17 protein-coding genes are annotated in these 17,971 nt (G+C 65.4%); 11 read left to right on the forward strand and 6 right to left on the reverse strand.

Annotation, left to right across the window (positions count from 1 at the left end; translation table 11 throughout):
• From CGX12_RS15315 to aspA, 4 genes are all read right to left on the reverse strand, one after another.
• On the reverse strand, positions 1 to 453 hold a 453-nt coding region (locus tag CGX12_RS15315; RefSeq protein ID WP_497045564.1), incomplete at its 3' end, for a M15 family metallopeptidase domain-containing protein.
• A gap of 67 nt (positions 454 to 520) precedes the next feature.
• Positions 521 to 1,546, reverse strand: a complete 1,026-nt coding sequence (locus tag CGX12_RS15320; protein ID WP_094040728.1) for an AbrB family transcriptional regulator — start codon at positions 1,544 to 1,546, stop codon at positions 521 to 523.
• A 139-nt stretch (positions 1,547 to 1,685) separates the two neighbouring features.
• On the reverse strand, positions 1,686 to 2,987 hold the full coding sequence (locus CGX12_RS15325; protein ID WP_094040729.1) for an anaerobic C4-dicarboxylate transporter: 1,302 nt from the start codon (positions 2,985 to 2,987) through the stop codon (positions 1,686 to 1,688).
• Between the two features lie 85 nt (positions 2,988 to 3,072).
• Positions 3,073 to 4,512 (reverse strand): aspartate ammonia-lyase, encoded by a 1,440-nt coding sequence (gene aspA, locus CGX12_RS15330; RefSeq protein ID WP_094040730.1) that lies wholly within the window; start codon positions 4,510 to 4,512, stop codon positions 3,073 to 3,075.
• A gap of 289 nt (positions 4,513 to 4,801) precedes the next feature.
• Between aspA and CGX12_RS15335 the strand changes: the two genes are divergently transcribed.
• The 6 genes from CGX12_RS15335 (at position 4,802) to frdD (ending at position 9,217) form a co-directional block, all read left to right on the forward strand.
• Positions 4,802 to 5,413, forward strand: coding sequence for a Crp/Fnr family transcriptional regulator (locus tag CGX12_RS15335; protein ID WP_094040731.1), 612 nt, complete (start codon positions 4,802 to 4,804; stop codon positions 5,411 to 5,413).
• Positions 5,414 to 5,480: 67 nt separating this feature from the next.
• On the forward strand, positions 5,481 to 5,663 hold the full coding sequence (locus CGX12_RS15340) for a YgaP family membrane protein (protein WP_094040732.1): 183 nt from the start codon (positions 5,481 to 5,483) through the stop codon (positions 5,661 to 5,663).
• A gap of 116 nt (positions 5,664 to 5,779) precedes the next feature.
• Positions 5,780 to 7,558 (forward strand): fumarate reductase (quinol) flavoprotein subunit, encoded by a 1,779-nt coding sequence (frdA, locus tag CGX12_RS15345; RefSeq protein ID WP_094040733.1) that lies wholly within the window; start codon positions 5,780 to 5,782, stop codon positions 7,556 to 7,558.
• Positions 7,555 to 8,280 (forward strand): succinate dehydrogenase/fumarate reductase iron-sulfur subunit, encoded by a 726-nt coding sequence (locus CGX12_RS15350; protein ID WP_094040734.1) that lies wholly within the window; start codon positions 7,555 to 7,557, stop codon positions 8,278 to 8,280. The genes frdA and CGX12_RS15350 overlap by 4 nt, the downstream gene beginning before the upstream one ends.
• A gap of 10 nt (positions 8,281 to 8,290) precedes the next feature.
• Complete coding sequence (gene frdC, locus CGX12_RS15355) at positions 8,291 to 8,680, forward strand: fumarate reductase subunit FrdC (RefSeq protein ID WP_094040735.1); 390 nt, start codon at positions 8,291 to 8,293, stop codon at positions 8,678 to 8,680.
• Positions 8,681 to 8,848: 168 nt separating this feature from the next.
• Positions 8,849 to 9,217: a fumarate reductase subunit FrdD gene (gene frdD / locus CGX12_RS15360; protein ID WP_094040736.1), complete on the forward strand. Its 369-nt coding sequence runs from the start codon at positions 8,849 to 8,851 to the stop codon at positions 9,215 to 9,217.
• Positions 9,218 to 9,222: 5 nt separating this feature from the next.
• On the opposite strand, the gene yfbV is transcribed toward frdD, so the two are convergent.
• Positions 9,223 to 9,663 (reverse strand): terminus macrodomain insulation protein YfbV, encoded by a 441-nt coding sequence (gene yfbV / locus CGX12_RS15365; protein ID WP_094040737.1) that lies wholly within the window; start codon positions 9,661 to 9,663, stop codon positions 9,223 to 9,225.
• Between the two features lie 280 nt (positions 9,664 to 9,943).
• On the opposite strand from yfbV, the gene CGX12_RS15370 reads away from it, so the two are divergent.
• From CGX12_RS15370 to CGX12_RS15390, 5 genes are all read left to right on the forward strand, one after another.
• Positions 9,944 to 11,146, forward strand: coding sequence for an acetate kinase (locus CGX12_RS15370; RefSeq protein ID WP_094040738.1), 1,203 nt, complete (start codon positions 9,944 to 9,946; stop codon positions 11,144 to 11,146).
• 9 nt (positions 11,147 to 11,155) lie between these two features.
• Positions 11,156 to 13,321, forward strand: coding sequence for a phosphate acetyltransferase (gene pta / locus CGX12_RS15375; protein ID WP_094040739.1), 2,166 nt, complete (start codon positions 11,156 to 11,158; stop codon positions 13,319 to 13,321).
• Between the two features lie 133 nt (positions 13,322 to 13,454).
• Positions 13,455 to 13,955 (forward strand): thiol peroxidase, encoded by a 501-nt coding sequence (gene tpx, locus CGX12_RS15380; protein ID WP_094040740.1) that lies wholly within the window; start codon positions 13,455 to 13,457, stop codon positions 13,953 to 13,955.
• A 248-nt stretch (positions 13,956 to 14,203) separates the two neighbouring features.
• Positions 14,204 to 15,112, forward strand: coding sequence for a TIGR01777 family oxidoreductase (locus tag CGX12_RS15385; RefSeq protein ID WP_094040741.1), 909 nt, complete (start codon positions 14,204 to 14,206; stop codon positions 15,110 to 15,112).
• 25 nt (positions 15,113 to 15,137) lie between these two features.
• Positions 15,138 to 17,789, forward strand: coding sequence for a bifunctional diguanylate cyclase/phosphodiesterase (locus CGX12_RS15390; RefSeq protein WP_094040742.1), 2,652 nt, complete (start codon positions 15,138 to 15,140; stop codon positions 17,787 to 17,789).
• Here CGX12_RS15390 and CGX12_RS15395 read toward each other — a convergent pair.
• On the reverse strand, positions 17,786 to 17,971 hold a 186-nt coding region (locus CGX12_RS15395; protein WP_142995646.1), incomplete at its 5' end, for a hypothetical protein. The genes CGX12_RS15390 and CGX12_RS15395 overlap by 4 nt on opposite strands.

The raw sequence follows: 17,971 nt of genomic DNA on the forward strand, positions 1-17,971 counted from the left end.
CGCGACGTAGGAGAGTTCCTCTCGAGTCGGCGGCGGGTGCAGAGCTGGATAAGAGCCGGGACCGTGGCGGGGCGGGGCCCCGAAGTGGCGGGCCCGGGCCTGGTGCTCGGCCTCGCTGCCGGCCGGATCATGGTCGCGCATGGCCGCCAACAGGGTGTCGAACAGATACTGCTGTACCGCCAGCGGGCGCCAGCCGTCCAGCACCACCAGCTCGATGCCGGCCGGCAACAGCCGGGCCGCCTGCTGCAGTCGGGTCAACACCGAAGCACGCACATGGCACTCGGCCAGGGCGCCCGGCACCCCCAGGTGAAAATAGGCCGGGTAGACCCGGATGGGCGAAGTGACCAGGCCGAGCGGCACCAGGGGATCGCCCACCTCCTCGATGGGCAGGGCCTGCAGCCGGCTCCAGTCCGGCTCGGGATGGGATGGGATCGGCTGGGACAGGAAATTCATAGGGACTCGCGGTACTTTTGGGAATGCCCCAGACTGGCCAATGCCGGCCGTTTTTGCAAGCCCGCCGTCAGTCCCCCTTTTCGGGGTCGGCCGCCCGGGCCTGGTAACGCTGCATCAGCCAGCCGCCGCCCAGGCTCAGCAGCACGATGCGCACCACATGATGGAAGATCACCCAGGAGGGCTCCTCGCCGGTGACCAGCGCCAGGTAGATCATCGCCTCCAGCCCGCCCGGGGCATAGGCCAGCCACACCTGGAACACCGACAGCTCCAGTTGCCAGGCCACCAGAGCGGCCCACAGCAGGGACACCAGCGAGCTGGCCAGGCAGATCACCAGGCCGATGCCCAGCAGCCCGACCAGTTCCCGCGGCGGCAGGGGGCGGATGCGGCAGCCCAGCAGGGCGCCGAGCAGCAGCATGGACAGGGGCAGCATCCAGCCGGCCAGCACCATGCCCTGGGGATGCTGGCCGGCGAAGACGCCGCCCACCAGCATGCCCCCCAGCAACGGGCTCACCGGCAGCCGCAGGCGACGCAGGCCCCGTCCCAGCACCAGGGCAACGGCCAGCAGCAGCAGGCTGAGCCCGTGGGACAGGGCCTGTTCGCCGGGCAGGGGCACCTGGTTGACCCAGCCCAACCAGAGCACCAGGGTGACGCCGCTTATCAGCAGCATCACCCTTACCGTCTGCGACAGCACCACCCGCAGCGGGTTGTCGAGCTCCGACGCCAGCGCCGCCATCACCGACAGGGCCCCCGGCGAGGCCGCCAGCATGGCCTCTTCCCGGGACCAGCCGAGCCGGCGCAACAGCCCCTGCACCAGGGGCAACTGGGTGGCCAGGCACAACAGCAGGCCGCCCAGGCTGATCAGCAGGGAAGATCCCGCCGGCAATTCGGTGCTGACGCGCAGGCCCACACTCAGGCCCAGCACCAGTTGCACCAGTTCGAGGCTGTGCGGCGGCACCCGGGTGGCGAGGCCGCGCATGGAGCAGAAGGCCACCAGCACCATGGCGCCGACCAGCCAGTCGGAGGGAAAGCCGAGCCAGTGGGCGGCACCGCCCCCCGCCCCCGCCAGCAACAACGTCAGGAGGATAGATCGCATCGGGGTATCCGGGCCGGCCACCTCCTGTGCCCGGCCTGTTCAGGCATGGGCGGCCGGAGAAGATCCCGTTCGCAGCAGGCCGCCGAGAGAAAACAGGAAAGGCGATTATTTCCCTTTCTCGGTCAAAGCTCAACCAGGACTAGAGCAGCAGGCCGCCGAACACAAAGCCCAGCATCACGCTCACCGCTATGGTCACCACCCCGGGCACGAAGAAGGGATGGTTGAACACCGCCTTGCCGATGCGGGTGGAGCCGGTGTCGTCCATCTCCACCGCCGCCAGCAGGGTCGGATAGGTGGGCAGCACGAAGAGCGCGCTGACCGCCGCGAAGGAGGCCACCGCGGTCAGCGGATCCACGCCGATGGCCAGCGCCGCCGGCATCAGCGCCTTGGTGGTGGCGCCCTGGGAATAGAGCAGCATGGAAGCGAAGAACAGGGTCACCGCCAGCAACCAGGAATAGGTTTCGAGCAGGCCGCCGGCGACCAGCTTGATGTCGTCGATATGGTTGGACACGAAGGTGTCCCCCAGCCAGGCCACCCCCAGCACGCAGACGCAGGCCGACATGCCGGACTTGAAGGTGGCCATATTGGAAATCCGGCTCGCATCCAGCTTGCAGCCCAGGGTGATGGCGCCGGCGGCCGTGAGCATAAAGATCATGATGGCCGCATCCCGCGGCAGCACCGGATTGGTGATCAGTCCCACCTTGTCGGAAATGGCGGTGGCATAGAGCACCACGGCGCCGATGGCCAGCAGGAAGTAGAGCACCGAACGCCGGGCGCCCGCCTTGATCTCGACGGCGCTCCCGCCCCGGAGTTTGACCAGCCCCTTGGCCAGTCGCTCCCGGTACACCGGATCCTCCGCCAGCGGCGCCCCCAGCAGGTTGGCCACCAGGGCGCCCACCAGGCAGGCCAGGAAGGTGGCCGGAATGCAGATGGCCAGCAGGGTCAGGTAGTCTACCCCCAGGGGCTCGAGGATGCCGGAAAAGAACACCACCGCCGCCGAAATGGGCGAGGCGGTAATGGCTATCTGGGAGGCGACCACCGCGATGCTGAGCGGGCGGGACGGGCGTATGCCCTGCTCCTTGGCCACCTCGGCAATCACCGGCAGGGTGGAAAAGGCGGTGTGGCCGGTGCCGGCGAACAGGGTCATGGTGTAGGTGACCACCGGCGCCAGGAAGGTGATGTATTTGGGGTGTCGGCGCAGCAGCCGCTCGGCCAGGCTGACCAGGTAGTCCATGCCGCCGGCCAGCTGCATGGCGGCGATGGCGGTGATCACCGACATGATGATCAGGATCACCTCCACCGGAATGGCGCCGGGAGTCAGCCCCAGCCCCAGGGTCAGCACCAGCACTCCCAGGCCGCCGGCAAAGCCGATGCCGATACTGCCCATCCTGGCGCCCAGGGTGATGGCCGCCAGCACAATCAACAACTCGAAGATAATCATTTCCACTCTCCCGCCGACCGACCCGCCTCCCTGCCGGTGATGAGCAGCATAAAAACGGGCTCCGTCTTGAGCCCGTCGCTTCAGGTTAGTCCTGGGCCCGCACGTAGCGCCTGGCCCGGTATTGGGGACGCATCAGGTTGTCGATGGACAGGATCTCGTCGAGCTGAGCGGGAGTGAGCAGGCCCCGCTCCAGCACCACTTCGCGCACGCTCTTGCCGGTTCTGGCGCAAATCTTGCCGACGATGTCGCCCTCGTGATGGCCGATATAGGGATTGAGGTAGGTGACGATGCCGATGGAGTTGAGCACATAGTCCCGGCACACCTCGGGGTTGGCGGTAATGCCGGTCACGCACTTGTCGCGCAGGGCCACACAGGCCTTCTCCATCAGGTTGAGGGATTCGAACATGGCCTGGGCGATCACCGGCTCCATCACGTTCAGCTGCAGCTGGCCGCCCTCGGCGGCCAGGGTGACGGTGACGTCGTTGCCGATCACCTTGAAGGCGGCCTGGTTGACCACCTCCGGGATCACCGGGTTGACCTTGGCCGGCATGATGGAGGAACCCGCCTGCAGCTCGGGCAGGTTGATCTCGTTGAGCCCGGCGCGGGGACCGGAGGACAGCAGCCGCAGATCGTTGCAGATCTTCGACAGCTTCACCGCCAGCCGTTTGAAGGCGCTGTGCAGCATCACGTAGGCGCCGCAGTCGGAAGTAGCTTCAATCAAGTCTTCCGCCGGCACATAGGCCTGGCCGGTGATCTCCGCCAGTTTGGCGATGGCCAGGCGGGAATATTCCGGCGGGGTGTTGAGCCCGGTGCCGATGGCGGTGGCCCCCAGGTTGACCTCCAGCAGCAGCTCCCGGCACAGGCGGATGCTTTTCACTTCCTCGCGCAGGGTGACGGCGAAGGCATGGAATTCCTGACCCAGGCTCATGGGCACCGCGTCCTGCAACTGGGTGCGTCCCATCTTGAGGATGTCCGCAAACTCCGCCGCCTTGGCCTCGAACGCCTCGATCAGCCGCGCCAGGGCCGTCAACAGGTGTTCGCAGCTGTTGAACAGGGCCACCCGGAACCCGGTGGGATAGGCGTCGTTGGTGGACTGGCACTTGTTGACGTGATCGTTGGGGTTGACCACGTCGTAGCGCCCCTTGGGCAGCCCCATCAGCTCCAGGGCGATATTGGCCAGCACCTCGTTGGTGTTCATGTTGACCGAAGTGCCCGCCCCGCCCTGGAAGACGTCGACGGGAAACTGATCGAAACCCTTGCCGGTGCTCAGCATCAGGTCGCAGGCGTCCACTATCCGGTCGGCAATGCGCGGCTCTATGGTGCCCAGTTCGCCGTTGGCCAGGGCCGCCGCCTTTTTGGTCAGCACCATGCCACGCACCAGATCGGGAAAATCGGAAATTTTCTGGCTGCTCAGGCGGAAATTGTCCAGCGCCCGCTGGGTATGGATGCCGTAGTAATGGTGGTTGTCCACCGCCAGGGTACCCAGCAGGTCTTCTTCGATACGAATGGGGATCATGTCGTTCATGTCCGGCCTCGACGTTATTCTAAATTGGCGGGCCCGGAGCGGTCGGCTCAGGGCATGGCGTCATGCTACCCCCAAGGGGGTAAGGAAATATTGATCCAGGGCACTAAAAGCCACCCTTTGAATCCATAGCCACACAATCAACCGAAATCAACAAACGATAAGGACGGATAAGCCAAAACGTAACCGGATGACGCCATAGAAGACCGGCTCCATCCTGGCGAGAGAGATTCCGTCCGGAGCCCGCCCGGACTACCATGGTCCTTCCCTCGTCCGGTTTAAGGAGACCCCCATGACCACCCTGCCCGCCCCCCTGGCCGATTTGCGGCAATACTGCCATCAGTTGGAGCTGCCCGCCGGCCAGCAGCTGATGTCCCCAGGCCAGGCCTGCCAGGGGTTTATCTGGGTACTGTCCGGACAGGTGGCCGTCAGCCTGCTCGGTCGACAGGGCCGGGACGTGGAGCTGTACCGGCTGAACCCGGGCGACAGCTGTGTACTCACTACCTCCTGCCTGTTCGGCAACAGCCCCTTTCCCGCCACCGCCGCCACTACCCGCCCCTGCCGCCTGCTGCTGTTGCCCGAAGCCGAGTTCAACCGGGCCCTGGAACAGTCGCCGTCCTTTCGCCGGTTGGTGTTCGCCAGCCTGGGGGAACGGCTGGCCGCCCTCATGGCCCAGATTGAGAGCATCGCCTTCGACTCCATCGACAGCCGGCTGGCCCGCGCCCTGCTGGCGCCAGGCCACGACGAGCTCGCCGTCACCCACGAGCAGCTGGCCCAGCGCATCGGCTCCGCCCGTGAAGTGGTGTCGCGCCGACTCAGCCATTTCTCCCGTCAGGGCTGGCTGAGCCTGTCCCGCGGCCATATCCGGTTGCTCAATGCCGATGCCCTGCGACGGCTGTTGTGACTTTGTCACTGAGCCAGGGCGTTACCGGTGCCATACTGGCAGCACCATCCCCGACGGAGAGAACGACATGGTGAAGAACATAGGCAGTGTGGACAAGGCGTTGCGCATCCTGCTCGGCCTGGTGCTGATCGCCCTGGTCTTTGTGGGACCCCAGACCCCCTGGGGCTGGATAGGCCTCATTCCGCTGGCCACCGGCCTGATCAACTTCTGCCCGCTGTACCGACTGCTCGGGATCAGCACCGGCAAATAATCGAAAGGGCCTCATTCAAGGCCCTTTTTACTCCCGCTTTATGACGCATATCAAGGCGACCTCGAGCAATTACTACTAAAGTGGTGCACAGTGACTCCCAGCTACAGGAGAGACCTGTGCAAACCCTGACCCTCGATATCGCCGTGGTCGGCGCCGGCGGCGCCGGCCTCAGGGCCGCCATCGCCGCCGCCGAGGCGGATCCCTCACTGCGTATTGCCCTGCTGTCCAAGGTCTACCCCATGCGCTCCCACACGGTGGCGGCGGAAGGCGGCGCGGCCGCCGTGATCAAGGACGAAGACAGCCTCGCCCAACACTTCGACGACACCGTTTCCGGCGGCGACTGGCTGTGCGAGCAGGACGTGGTCGAGCGCTTCGTGGCCGAATGCCCGCGGGAAATGACCCAGATGGAACTTTGGGGTTGTCCCTGGAGCCGCAAGGACGACGGCAGTGTCAACGTGCGCCGCTTCGGCGGCATGAAAACCGAGCGCACCTGGTTCGCCGCCGACAAGACCGGCTTCCACCTGCTGCACACCCTGTTCCAAACCTCGATAAAGTACCCGCAGATCAAGCGCTTCGACGAGTTCTTCGTACTCGACCTGGTGGTGGCCGAGGGGCGGGTGCAGGGTCTGGTGGCGCTGCACCTGGCCGAAGGGGAGCTGGTGCTGATCCGCGCCCGGGCGGTGATCCTGGCCACCGGCGGCGCCGCCCGGGTGTTCCGCTACAACACCAACGGCGGCATCGTCACCGGCGACGGCATGGCCATGGCCTACCGCCATGGCGTGCCCCTGCGCGACATGGAGTTCGTGCAGTACCATCCCACCGGCCTGCCCGGCTCCGGCATACTGATGACCGAGGGCTGCCGGGGCGAGGGCGGCATCCTGCTCAACCGCCACGGCTACCGTTACCTGCAGGACTACGGCCTGGGCCCGGAAACCCCGCTCGGCGAGCCGAAAAACAAGTACATGGAACTGGGCCCGCGGGACAAGGTATCCCAGGCCTTCTGGCACGAGCTGCAAAAGGGCAACACCATCCCCCACCCCCTGGGCGAGGTGGTGCATCTGGATCTGCGCCACCTGGGCGAGAAAAAACTGAAAGAACGGCTGCCCTTTATCTGCGAGCTGGCCAAGGCCTATGTCAACGTGGATCCGGTGAAGGAGCCCATCCCCATCCGCCCCACCGCCCACTACACCATGGGCGGCATCGAGGTGGACAAAGAGAGCCAGACCCGGATCCGGGGCCTGTTCGCGGTGGGCGAATGCGCCTCCAGCGGACTCCACGGCGCCAACCGGCTGGGCTCCAACTCGCTGGCCGAGCTGCTGGTGTTCGGCCGCCAGGCCGGGGAAGCGGCGGCCCGGCTGGCGGCGGAGAAGCGCCCCTTCGACGAGGCGGCCATCGCCGCCGAGGCGGGCCGGGTGCAGTCCGGGGTAGAGGCGCTCAGGCAACAGCAGGGGGATCAGAGCTGGGCCGACATCCGCGACGAGCTGGGCCGGACCATGGAGGAAGGCTGCGGCATCTACCGCCGGGAAGATCTGATGCAGGCCACCATCGACAAGATTGCCGAGCTGAAGGCGCGCTACCGCCATATCGCCATCCGGGACCCGGGCCGGGTGTTCAACACCGATCTGATCGGCGCCATCGAGCTCGGCTACTGCCTGGACGTGGCCGAGGCCATGGCCCACAGCGCCATCCGGCGCAAGGAATCCCGCGGCGCCCACCAGCGGCTGGACGAAGGCTGCCGGGAGCGGGACGACGAGCGCTACCTCAAACATACCCTGGCCCACTACCGGGCCGACGGCGCGCCCGACATCGGCTACAGCGAGGTTTGCATCACCCGCTCGCGGCCGGCCAGACGGGTTTATGGCGCCGAAGCGGAACAAGGGGAGAAAGCCCGATGAGCCAGCTGAAAACCGTGCAGATACTGCGCTACGATCCGGAGCGGGACGACGCCCCCCGCCTGCAGCGCTACGACATCCCCTGGAACGACACCACTTCGGTGCTGGACGCCCTCAACCATATCAAGGACCAGATAGACCCCAGCCTGACCTACCGCTGGTCCTGCCGCATGGCCATCTGCGGCTCCTGCGGCTTTATGGTCAACGGCGTGCCCAAACTCGGCTGCAAGACCTTTCTGCGGGACTACGACGAACTGCGCATCGAGCCGCTGGAGAACTATCCCATCGAAAAGGATCTGGTGGTGGATCTGGCCCCCTTCGTGGCGCGGATCGAAGCCATCAAGCCCTATATCATCGGCAACGACAGAACCGTCGAACAGGGGCCCAATACCCAGACCCCGGCGCAGATGGACGCCTACCACGGCTTTTCCCAGTGCATCAACTGCGGCCTGTGCTACGCCGCCTGCCCCCAGGTGGGGCTCACCCCCCGCTTCCTGGGGCCGGCCGCCATCACCCTGGCCCGCCGCTACAACCTGGACAGCCGGGACCAGGGCAAACACGAACGGATGACGCTGATCAACGGCGACGACGGCGCCTGGGGCTGCACCTTCGTGGGCTATTGCTCCGAGGTCTGCCCGAAGGAGGTGGACCCGGCCGCCGCCGTCAACCAGAGCAAGATAGACTCGGGCGTCAGCTACCTGCTGGCCGCCCTGCGTCGCAACTGAGGGGAAAACCATGAGTGTTCGCAAACCCTATATCCGGGAGATGAAGGCCGACTGGTGGCTCAAGAAGCGACCTTACCGCTTCTACATGCTGCGGGAAGCCACAGTGCTGCCGCTGACCTTCTTCAGCCTCTGCCTGCTGGCCGGGCTGTGGAGCCTGGGCCGGGGCCCCGAAGCCTGGGCAGGCTGGCTGGCCTTTATGGCCAGCCCCCTGGTGATAGTGCTGAATCTGCTGGCCCTGGCCGGCAGCCTGTTCCACGCCGCTACCTTCTTTTTGATGATGCCCCAGGTGATACCGGTGACAATCAAGGGCGAGCGGCTGCCGGCGGTGAAGGTGGCGGCGGCGCAATGGGCGCTGACCGCCGCCATCAGCCTGTTCTGCCTGCTGTGGTTTTTAAGCTAAATACCGCTTCTTAAAAGTAAATTCATTATCGGCAGCGACCGGGTGCTGCTAAGCAGACCCTTCGCGCCAGGGATGGCGCGGCGGAGCCCCCAGGGATGGGTTTACGGCGTGTCTGTGTGCAGCACACGGTCGATGTGGCCTGATTAGGACAACGACTTAGGAGTCGATATGAAACCCATCCATCCCCATCCCCGCCGCTCGGAAGAGCCCATCTGGTGGAGCCTGTTCGGCGCCGGCGGCAGCTGGTTCGCCATGATCACCCCCATTACCGTGCTGCTGGTAGGCGTACTGGTGCCGCTGCGGCTGTTGAGTCCGGAATACCTGGCCTTTGAACGCATTTACGGCTTCGCCACCGGTTGGATCGGCGCCCTGTTCATCCTGGGCTCCGTCATACTGCCCCTGTGGCACGCCATGCACCGCCTCCACCACGGCACCCACGATCTGCGGCTGAACCTGGGGGTCATGGGCAAGGTGCTCTGCTACGGCTTCGCCGCCCTGGTGTCGCTGCTGGCCGTTATCCTGGTGCTGGGGCTGTAGCCGGCTTAAATATCGTTGATAAAGGACTTGTCCAGCTGTTTGAAGGCCAGGTTGAGGGTTTCCCCCAGCTCGTAGTAGCGGGGGCGGGATACCGGCTCCTTGACCGGGATGCCGGCGGCGGCGATCTTCTCATGCAATTGCCAGTACCAGTTGACCAGGGCCGGCGGCAACAGGGTATCGGCCCGTTTGCCGAGCCAGTACAGCCCCTGCAGCGGCAGGCTGGCCAGAAACATCACCGAGGCCACCACGCTGGGCCAGTACTGGGGCGCGCCGAACTGGAACTGGAGCAGCAGGCTCAGGGTCACCAGCGCCGGCATGGTACGCATGCCCACGCTGGTGGCGGCGATCACCCGGTATTCCGGAAACAAAGGCGCCAGCCGCCGCTCCCTGGGCCAGATCCCCAGATAGGCCTTGCCTCTGTGCAGGGTAGTGGTGAAAACGCCCATGATACCTCCCGGGGCCGACAGCGCCATTTTGTTGGTAAGTTACAGTTCATCAATGCAGATCAAAAAACCGCTCTAATATTCTGTTATTTTATGACAAAAACAGGGTATTATCGCCCCCTAAAAATTACCGGTACCCCCGGTACCGTCAGGGATGGTAACGGCGTTATTCCCGCTTGGGAATGCGTCTAACCTTAAGGATAGAGTTTAACCGACATTTATTGCCCGGAAATCGCCTCCGGACAGCAAGATTTTCGTAACCCCTGACGAAAAGGTTCCATACATGACTAGCAAGCTGGTACTCGTCCTCAACTGCGGCAGCTCCTCGCTCAAATTCGCCATCCTCGACGCCGAAACCGGCGATGAACGCCTCTCCGGCCTGGCCGAGTGTTTCTACCTGCCCGAAGCCCGCATCAAGTGGAAACTCGACGGCGAAAAGGGCAACGCCGAGCTGGGCGCCGGTGCCGCCCACCAGCAGGCCCTGGACTTTATCGTAACGAGCCTGCTCAACCCCAACCCCGAGCTGCTGCAGGGCCTGGTGGCCGTGGGCCACCGGGTGGTGCACGGCGGCGAACAGTTTACCCATTCGGTGCTGATCGACGAGACCGTGATCAAGGGCATCGAAGACTGCGCCAGCCTGGCCCCCCTGCACAATCCGGCCCACCTGGTGGGCATCGCCTCGGCGCGCAAGTCCTTCCCCGCCCTGCCCCAGGTGGCGGTGTTCGACACCGCCTTCCACCAGACCATGCCCGAGCAGGCCTACCTCTACGCCATTCCCTACCGGCTGTACCGGGAACACGGCATCCGCCGCTACGGCATGCACGGCACCAGCCACTATTTCATCGCCCAGGAAAGCGCCCGCCTGCTGGACAAGCCGGTATCCGAGCTGAACATCATCAGTTGCCACCTGGGCAACGGCGCCTCGGTCTGCGCCATCAAGAACGGCGAATCGGTGGACACCTCCATGGGCCTGACCCCGCTCGAGGGCCTGGTGATGGGCACCCGCAGCGGCGATATCGACCCGGCCATCATCTTCCACCTGCACGACGTGCTGGGCTACAGCACCGACCGCATCAACACCCTGCTGACCAAGGAGTCCGGCCTGCTGGGCCTGACCGAGAACACCAGCGACTGCCGCTTCGCCGAAGACAACTACCACAGCCTGCCGGAAGCCAAGCGGGCCCTGGATATCTTCTGCTATCGCCTGGCCAAGTACATCGCCGGCTATACCTGTGCCCTCGACGGCCGCCTGGACGGCATCGTCTTCACCGGCGGCATCGGCGAAAACTCCGCCCTGGTGCGGGAACTGACCCTGTCCTACCTGGGGCTGCTCGGCTTCAAACTGGACGCGGACGCCAACCTGGCTGCCCGTTTCGGCAAGGCCGGCCGCATCACCGCCGAGGGCAGCACCCCCGCCTGGGTGTTGCCGACCAACGAGGAATGGGTGATCGCCCAGGACGCCCTGGCCCTCAGCCGTCAACAGTAAGGGGATATCATGGCCAGAACCATAATGCTCATTCCCGTCAGCAGCGGTGTCGGCGCGACCTCGGTCAGCCTCGGCATGGTGCGCGCCATGGAGCGCAACGGGGTCAATATCAGCTTCTTCAAGCCGGTGTCCCAGCCGCGCTCCCGGCGCAAGGGGCAGGATCATTCCACCGCGGTGATCGCCAACGCCTCCAACCTCACGCCGCCGGAGCCCTTCGCCCTGAGCTACGCCGAGAGCATGATCTCCGCCGGCAACCTGGACGTGTTGCTGGAAGAAATCGTCGCCCGCTATGAAAAGCACGTGAAGGACAGCGGCGCCGAGGTGGTGGTGGTCGAGGGCCTGATCCCCACCGACAAGCAACCCTTCGCCAACCGTATCAACTACGACGTGGCCAAGGCGCTGGACGCGGACATGGTGTTCATCACCCAGCCCGGCAGCGACAGCAGCCAGCAGTTGAAAGAGCGGCTGGAGCTGGCCTGTGCCAACTTCGGCGGCGTGGTCAACAAGCGCATCGTCGGCTGCATCATCAACAAGGTGGGTGCACCGGTCGATGAGCAGGGCAACACCCGCCCCGATCTCACCGAGATGTTCAATCCCCACACCAAGGGCGAGGTGTCCCCCAACCTGGAGGTGCTGCAGGTGTTCGGCAAGACCCCGCTGCGCATCCTCGGCTGCATTCCCTGGAACACCCCGCTGGTGGCGCCGCGGGCGGTGGACCTGGCCCGCCACCTCAACGCCGTCGTCATCCACGAGGGCGAGCTGAACAGCCGCCGGCTGCAGAGCGTGACCTTCTGCGCCCGCGCCATCCACAACATGGTGGAACACTTCCGTCCGGGCAGCCTGCTGGTGGCCTCCGGCGACCGTTCCGACGTCATCGTTTCGGTCTGCCTGGCGGCCATGAACGGGGTCAAGATCGGCGCCCTGCTGCTCACCGGCAGCTACCATCCCGAGCCGCAGATCATGGCCCTGTGCCAGCGCGCCATCGAAACCGGGCTGCCGATCCTGATGGTCAATACCAACACCTGGCAGACCGCGGTCAGCCTGCAGCACTTCAACCTGGAGATACCGGTGGACGATCTCGGCCGGATCGAGCTGGTGCAGGACTACGTGGCCGGCCATATCGACAAGCACTGGATCGAATCGCTCAGCGCCAAGTCGGCCCGCAGCCGCCGCCTGAGCCCGCCCGCCTTCCGCTACCAGCTCACCGAGCTGGCCCGCCGCGCCGCCAAGCGCATCGTGCTGCCGGAAGGCGAGGAGCCGCGCACCATCAAGGCCGCCGCCATCTGCGCCGAGCGGGGCATCGCCCGGCCGGTGCTGCTCGGCAACCACGACGCCATCATGCGGGTGGCCGCCCAGCAGGGCGTGGTGCTGGATGAAAAGGTGGAAATCGTGGATCCGGTGCAGGTACGCGGCAACTATGTGGAGCGCCTGGTGGAGCTGCGCAAGTCCAAGGGCATCACCGAGGTGGTGGCCCAGGAGCAGCTCGAGGACAACGTGGTGCTGGGCACCATGATGCTGGAGCGCAACGAGGTGGACGGCCTGGTGTCCGGCGCCATCCACACCACCGCCAACACCATCCGCCCGCCGTTGCAGATCATCAAGACCGCCCCCGGCAGCTCGCTGGTGTCCTCGGTGTTCTTTATGCTGCTGCCGGATCAGGTGCTGGTGTACGGCGACTGTGCCATCAACCCGGATCCCACCGCCGAACAGCTGGCGGAGATCGCCATCCAGTCCGCCGAGTCGGCCCAGGCCTTCGGCATAGAGCCGCGGGTGGCGATGATCTCCTACTCCACCGGCACCTCCGGTACCGGCGCCGACGTGGACAAGGTGCGCGAGGCCACCCGCATCGCCAAGGAGAAGCGTCCGGATCTGGTGATCGACGGCCCGCTGCAGTACGACGCCGCCATCATGGAGAACGTGGCCAAGTCCAAGGCCCCCAACTCGCCGGTGGCGGGCAAGGCGACGGTGTTCATCTTCCCGGATCTGAACACCGGCAACACCACCTACAAGGCGGTACAGCGCTCGGCCGAACTGGTGTCCATCGGCCCCATGCTGCAGGGCATGCGCAAGCCGGTGAACGACCTGTCCCGGGGCGCCCTGGTCGACGACATCGTCTACACCATCGCCCTCACCGCCATCCAGGCGGCCCAGCAGGCGGCCAAGGCCCACGGCTAAACCGCTCTTCACGCCGCCCTCCCCGGGCGGCGTTTTCATTTGTCCGTGCCGGCGAGTCCAGCAAAAATAAAAACCTTTTCCTTATCGTGAAAACTGGTAACTTAGCCTTAACTTTCACAGAAGGAGAAAAACCATGTCCGCAGTGACCTTCCAGGGCAATCCCGTGGCCGTGTCCGGCCAGTTTCCCCAGGCCGGCCAGGCCGCTCCCGACTTCATCCTGACCGGTGCCGATCTCACCGATATCCGCCTGGCCGACTTCAAGGGCCAGAAGCTGCTGCTCAATATCTTCCCCAGCATCGATACCGGCGTCTGCGCCACCAGCGTGCGCAAGTTCAACGAGAAAGCCGCCACCCTGGCCAACACCAAGGTGCTGTGCGTGTCCATGGATCTGCCCTTTGCCGCCAGCCGCTTCTGCGCCGCCGAAGGCATCGAGAACGTGCAGGTGGCCTCCGCCTTCCGTCACCCCGAGTTCCTGAAGGCCTATGGCGTGGCCCTGAGCGACGGCGCCCTGCGCGGCCTGTCCGCCCGTGCCGTGGTGTGCATCGACGAGCAGGGCCAGGTGGTGCACGCCGAGCGCGTGGCCGAGCTGACCGAGGAGCCCGGCTACGAGGCGGCCATCGCGGCCCTGTCCTGATCCTGCCGGATCCCTGCCCGTTCCGTTTTTTGTTTTAATATCAAGAAACTAGCGGCTATCCCCGGGGTAATCTACAGACTTACTCACAGTTTGTGTGGATAACCCCGGGTATTTTCCTCGCTGCCCGCCCCCTTATCCCCCGAGTCTCTTCCCCGGCAGAAGTCGTGGGGAATATCCTTAAGTCTCTGTTATCCTGATGGGATACTATCCCTGAGAGCCACATCGTCACGGGCGCAAGGAGCAGGACCATGAAGATATTGATCACCGGCGGAACCGGCTTTATCGGTCATCGCCTGATGAGCCACCTGCGGACACACCACCAGATCACCGTGTTGAGCCGCTCACCCAACAAGGTGTACCAGCGCCTGGGCCACGATGTCGAGGCCCTGGCCTCGCTGCAGAATCTGGACAACCTCGACGCCTTCGACGCGGTGATCAACCTGGCCGGCGAACCCATCGCCGACAAGCGCTGGAGCCCGGCCCAGAAGGACATCATCTGCCAGAGTCGCTGGCAGATCACCCGGCAACTGGTGGACAAGCTCAAGGCCGGCAGCCGCCCTCCACGGGTGCTGATCAGCGGCTCGGCGGTGGGCTATTACGGCCGCCAGGGAGACGCCCTGGTGGACGAAGACTCCCATCCCCATCCCGAGTTCAGCCACGAGGTGTGCGCCCGCTGGGAAGAACTGGCCATGGCCGCTGCCAGCGAGCAGACCCGGGTCTGCCTGATCCGCCTGGGCGTGGTGCTGGGCGCCGAGGGCGGCGCCTTGCGAAAGATGCTGCCCAGCTACCGGTTGGGACTCGGCGGCCCCATCGGCTCCGGCAAGCAGTATCTGTCCTGGATCCATATCGAGGATGTGGTGAACCTGCTCCTGTTCCTGCTGGAGCACGAGGAATGCAGCGGCGCCTTCAACGCCACCGCCCCCGAGCCGGTCACCAACGAGCTGTTCAGCCGCACCCTGGCCCGGGTGCTGGGCAAGCCCCATTTCGCCCGTGTTCCGGCCTGGGCAATGCGGCTGCTGTTCGGCGAAATGGCGGAGCTGCTGCTGACCGGGCAAAGGGTGATGCCGGTGCGATTGCAACAGGCGGGGTTTCATTTTCGTTATCCCACCCTGGACAAGGCCCTGAAAGAAACCCTGGGTGGCAAGCGCAACGCCTGAACACCCGAGCATTAAAGGAAGAGAGATGCCCCCACCCCGGAGCCGCCTGCCCAATGCCGCCCTCGCGCTGGTCGTACTGACCTTTCTGTTCAGCCTGCTGCTCGGCTCGAGCCTGGTCTGGCGGCACTCCAGCCAGGAGGCGAACCAGCAGAAGCTCGCCGCCATCGATATCGCCCGCTTCCATATCAACAGCCTGCAGGTGCAGCTGGAGCGAAACCTGTCCTCGGCCTATGCCCTGGCCGCCCTGGTCAAGCAGGGCGGGGGCGAGATCCGGAATTTCGACGCGGTAGCCGGGCAACTGCTGCCCTACTACCCCCAGGTCAAGGCCCTGGCGCTGTCGCCGGACGGCATCATCCGCCACACCTATCCGCTGGCCGGCAACGAGGGGTCGCTCGGGCTCAACCAGTTGACCCACCCGCTCCAGGGACCGGAGGCGGAACTGGCCCGGGACTCGCGCCGCCTGACCCTGACCGGGCCGGTCGAGCTGGCCCAGGGCGGTGTCGGGCTGATCGGCCGGCTGCCGGTATTTATGGACGACGCAAGCGACGACTTTTGGGGCTTCGTCAGCGTGGTGATACTGCTGCCGGACCTGCTGGCCGATACCGATCTGCAGGCGCTGGAGCAACGGGGCTACGCCTTCGAACTCTGGCGCCAGCTCGCCACCGCCACGGGCAGCATGCACCGCCAGATCATCGCCGGTTCAGCCCTTCCCCTGCCCGATGATGCCATGACCGAGTCCCTGCGCCTGCCCAACGGTCACTGGCAGCTCAGCCTGGCCCTGCCGGGGGGCTGGCGCGATACCCAGAGCCTGGCCCGGCACCTGCTGGCCGCCCTGGTATTCAGCCTGATGCTGGCCTTTCTGGTGTACCTGCTGGCGAAAACCCGCTGGCAGGCCAGCCGGCTGGAGCAGGAAGTGGCGGCCCGCACCCGGGAGATCTCCGCGGCCAGAAACCAGCTCGAGGCCAACCTGGCCCGCCAGCAGTCGCTGATCACCGCCTCCAACACCGGCGCCTGGGAATACGACAGCCGCAGTGGCGAACTGCACTGCAGCAAGGAATATTTCTCCATGCTGGGCCTCGACAAGCACGACTACGAACAACGCCATGGCAACGCACTGTTGCCGGCATGGGAGGCGTTACTGCACCCGGATGACAGGGAAGAGGCCAGGCAGGCCTTCGCCGACCATCTGGCCCGCGCCGACGACAGCCTGTATCAAAGCCAGTTCCGCATGCGCCACGCCAACGGCGGCTGGGTATGGATACTGTCCCGGGGCAGGACCCTGCGGGATCCCCAGGGCAAGCCGGGGCCGCTCACCGTGGGTACCCATATCGACATCACCGAGCAGATCAAGGACAAGGAGCAGATCCACTTCCTCGCCCACTTCGATCCCCTCACCGGCCTGCCCAACCGCAGCCTGCTGGTCGACCGCACCCGCCAGGCGATCCAGCTGGCCCGGCGCGAGCAGGGTTCCCTGGCCCTGCTGTTCCTGGATCTGGACAGGTTCAAGAGCATCAACGACTCCCTCGGCCACAAGGTCGGCGACAAGCTGCTGGTTCAGGTGGCGGAACGCCTCCGGCAGTTCTGCCGGGAAGAGGACACCATTTCCCGCTTCGGCGGCGACGAGTTCATCCTGGTGTTGCCGCTGACCGATGCCGACGGCGCCGTCCACTTCGCCCAACGGCTGCTGACGGTGATGACGGAGCCCTTTCGTATCAGCAAACACGATATCCGGCTGTCGGTTTCACTCGGCATCGCCCTCTATCCCGATGACGGGCTGAACTTCAACGAACTGTACCACCACGCCGACATCGCCATGTACCAGGCCAAGGAGGCGGGGCGCAACGGCTACCGCTTCTTTACCGCCGAGATGCAGCGCCGCTACAGCCGCATGCTGCTGCTGGAGAACGGCCTGCGCCAGGCCATGGAACGGCAACAGCTGCGGCTGCTGTACCAGCCCCAGTTCAGCCTGGACGAAGGGCGCCTGATCGGTTTCGAGGCCCTGCTGCGCTGGCAGCATCCCGAGCTGGGCATGGTGTCGCCGGCGGAGTTCATCCCCCTGGCGGAGAAAAACGGCTTTATCGTGCCCTTGGGTGAATGGGTGCTGGCCAGCGCCCTGCAGCAGCAGGCCAGCTGGCGGCGGCAGGGTCTGCCCGTGGTACGGGTGGGCGTCAATGTCTCGGCGGTGCAATTCCATCACCCCGGCCTGTGCGAGCGGATCCAGGCCCAACTGGCGGACAGTGGCCTTCCCCCCGCCCTGCTGGAGCTGGAGCTGACCGAAAGCGTGATGATGGACAACCCCGAGCGGGCGGTGGAGGTGATGGGGCAGCTGCACCGGCTGGGGCTGCAACTGGCGCTGGACGACTTCGGTACCGGCTACTCGTCGCTCAGCTACCTGAAGCGCTTCCGCCTGGCCCGGCTGAAGATCGATCAGGGCTTCGTCCGGGATCTGCTGGACGACGAGGAAGACAGGGCCATTGTCGGCGCCATCATCAGCCTGGCCCGCAACCTGGGGCTGCAGACCATCGCCGAGGGGGTGGAGCACGCCAGCCAGCTCGCCCTGCTACGGCAGATGGGCTGCGACCAGGCCCAGGGCTACCACCTGGGCCGGCCACTGGAAGCGGAGCAGGCCGGTGCCCTGCTGGCCTCGCAGGTCCCGGTAGCGGAGTCCAGCGGCTAACCCAGCCCCTGGGCCAGCTGGCGCAGGCGCTCGCCCAGGGGGCCGCGCACTATGCCGCCGGCACGGCCGGTAAGCAGCAGCAGGACCGCCCCCAGCAGCGGCAGGCCGAACCAGATACGGGGGTGGGGCTGCCAGGGCAAGTCCAGCCACCAGGGCAAGAGCACCGCCACGCACAGCTCCAC

The sequence above is a fragment of the Zobellella denitrificans genome (assembly GCF_002237365.1).
In the GTDB taxonomy this organism is placed as follows: domain Bacteria; phylum Pseudomonadota; class Gammaproteobacteria; order Enterobacterales; family Aeromonadaceae; genus Oceanimonas; species Oceanimonas denitrificans.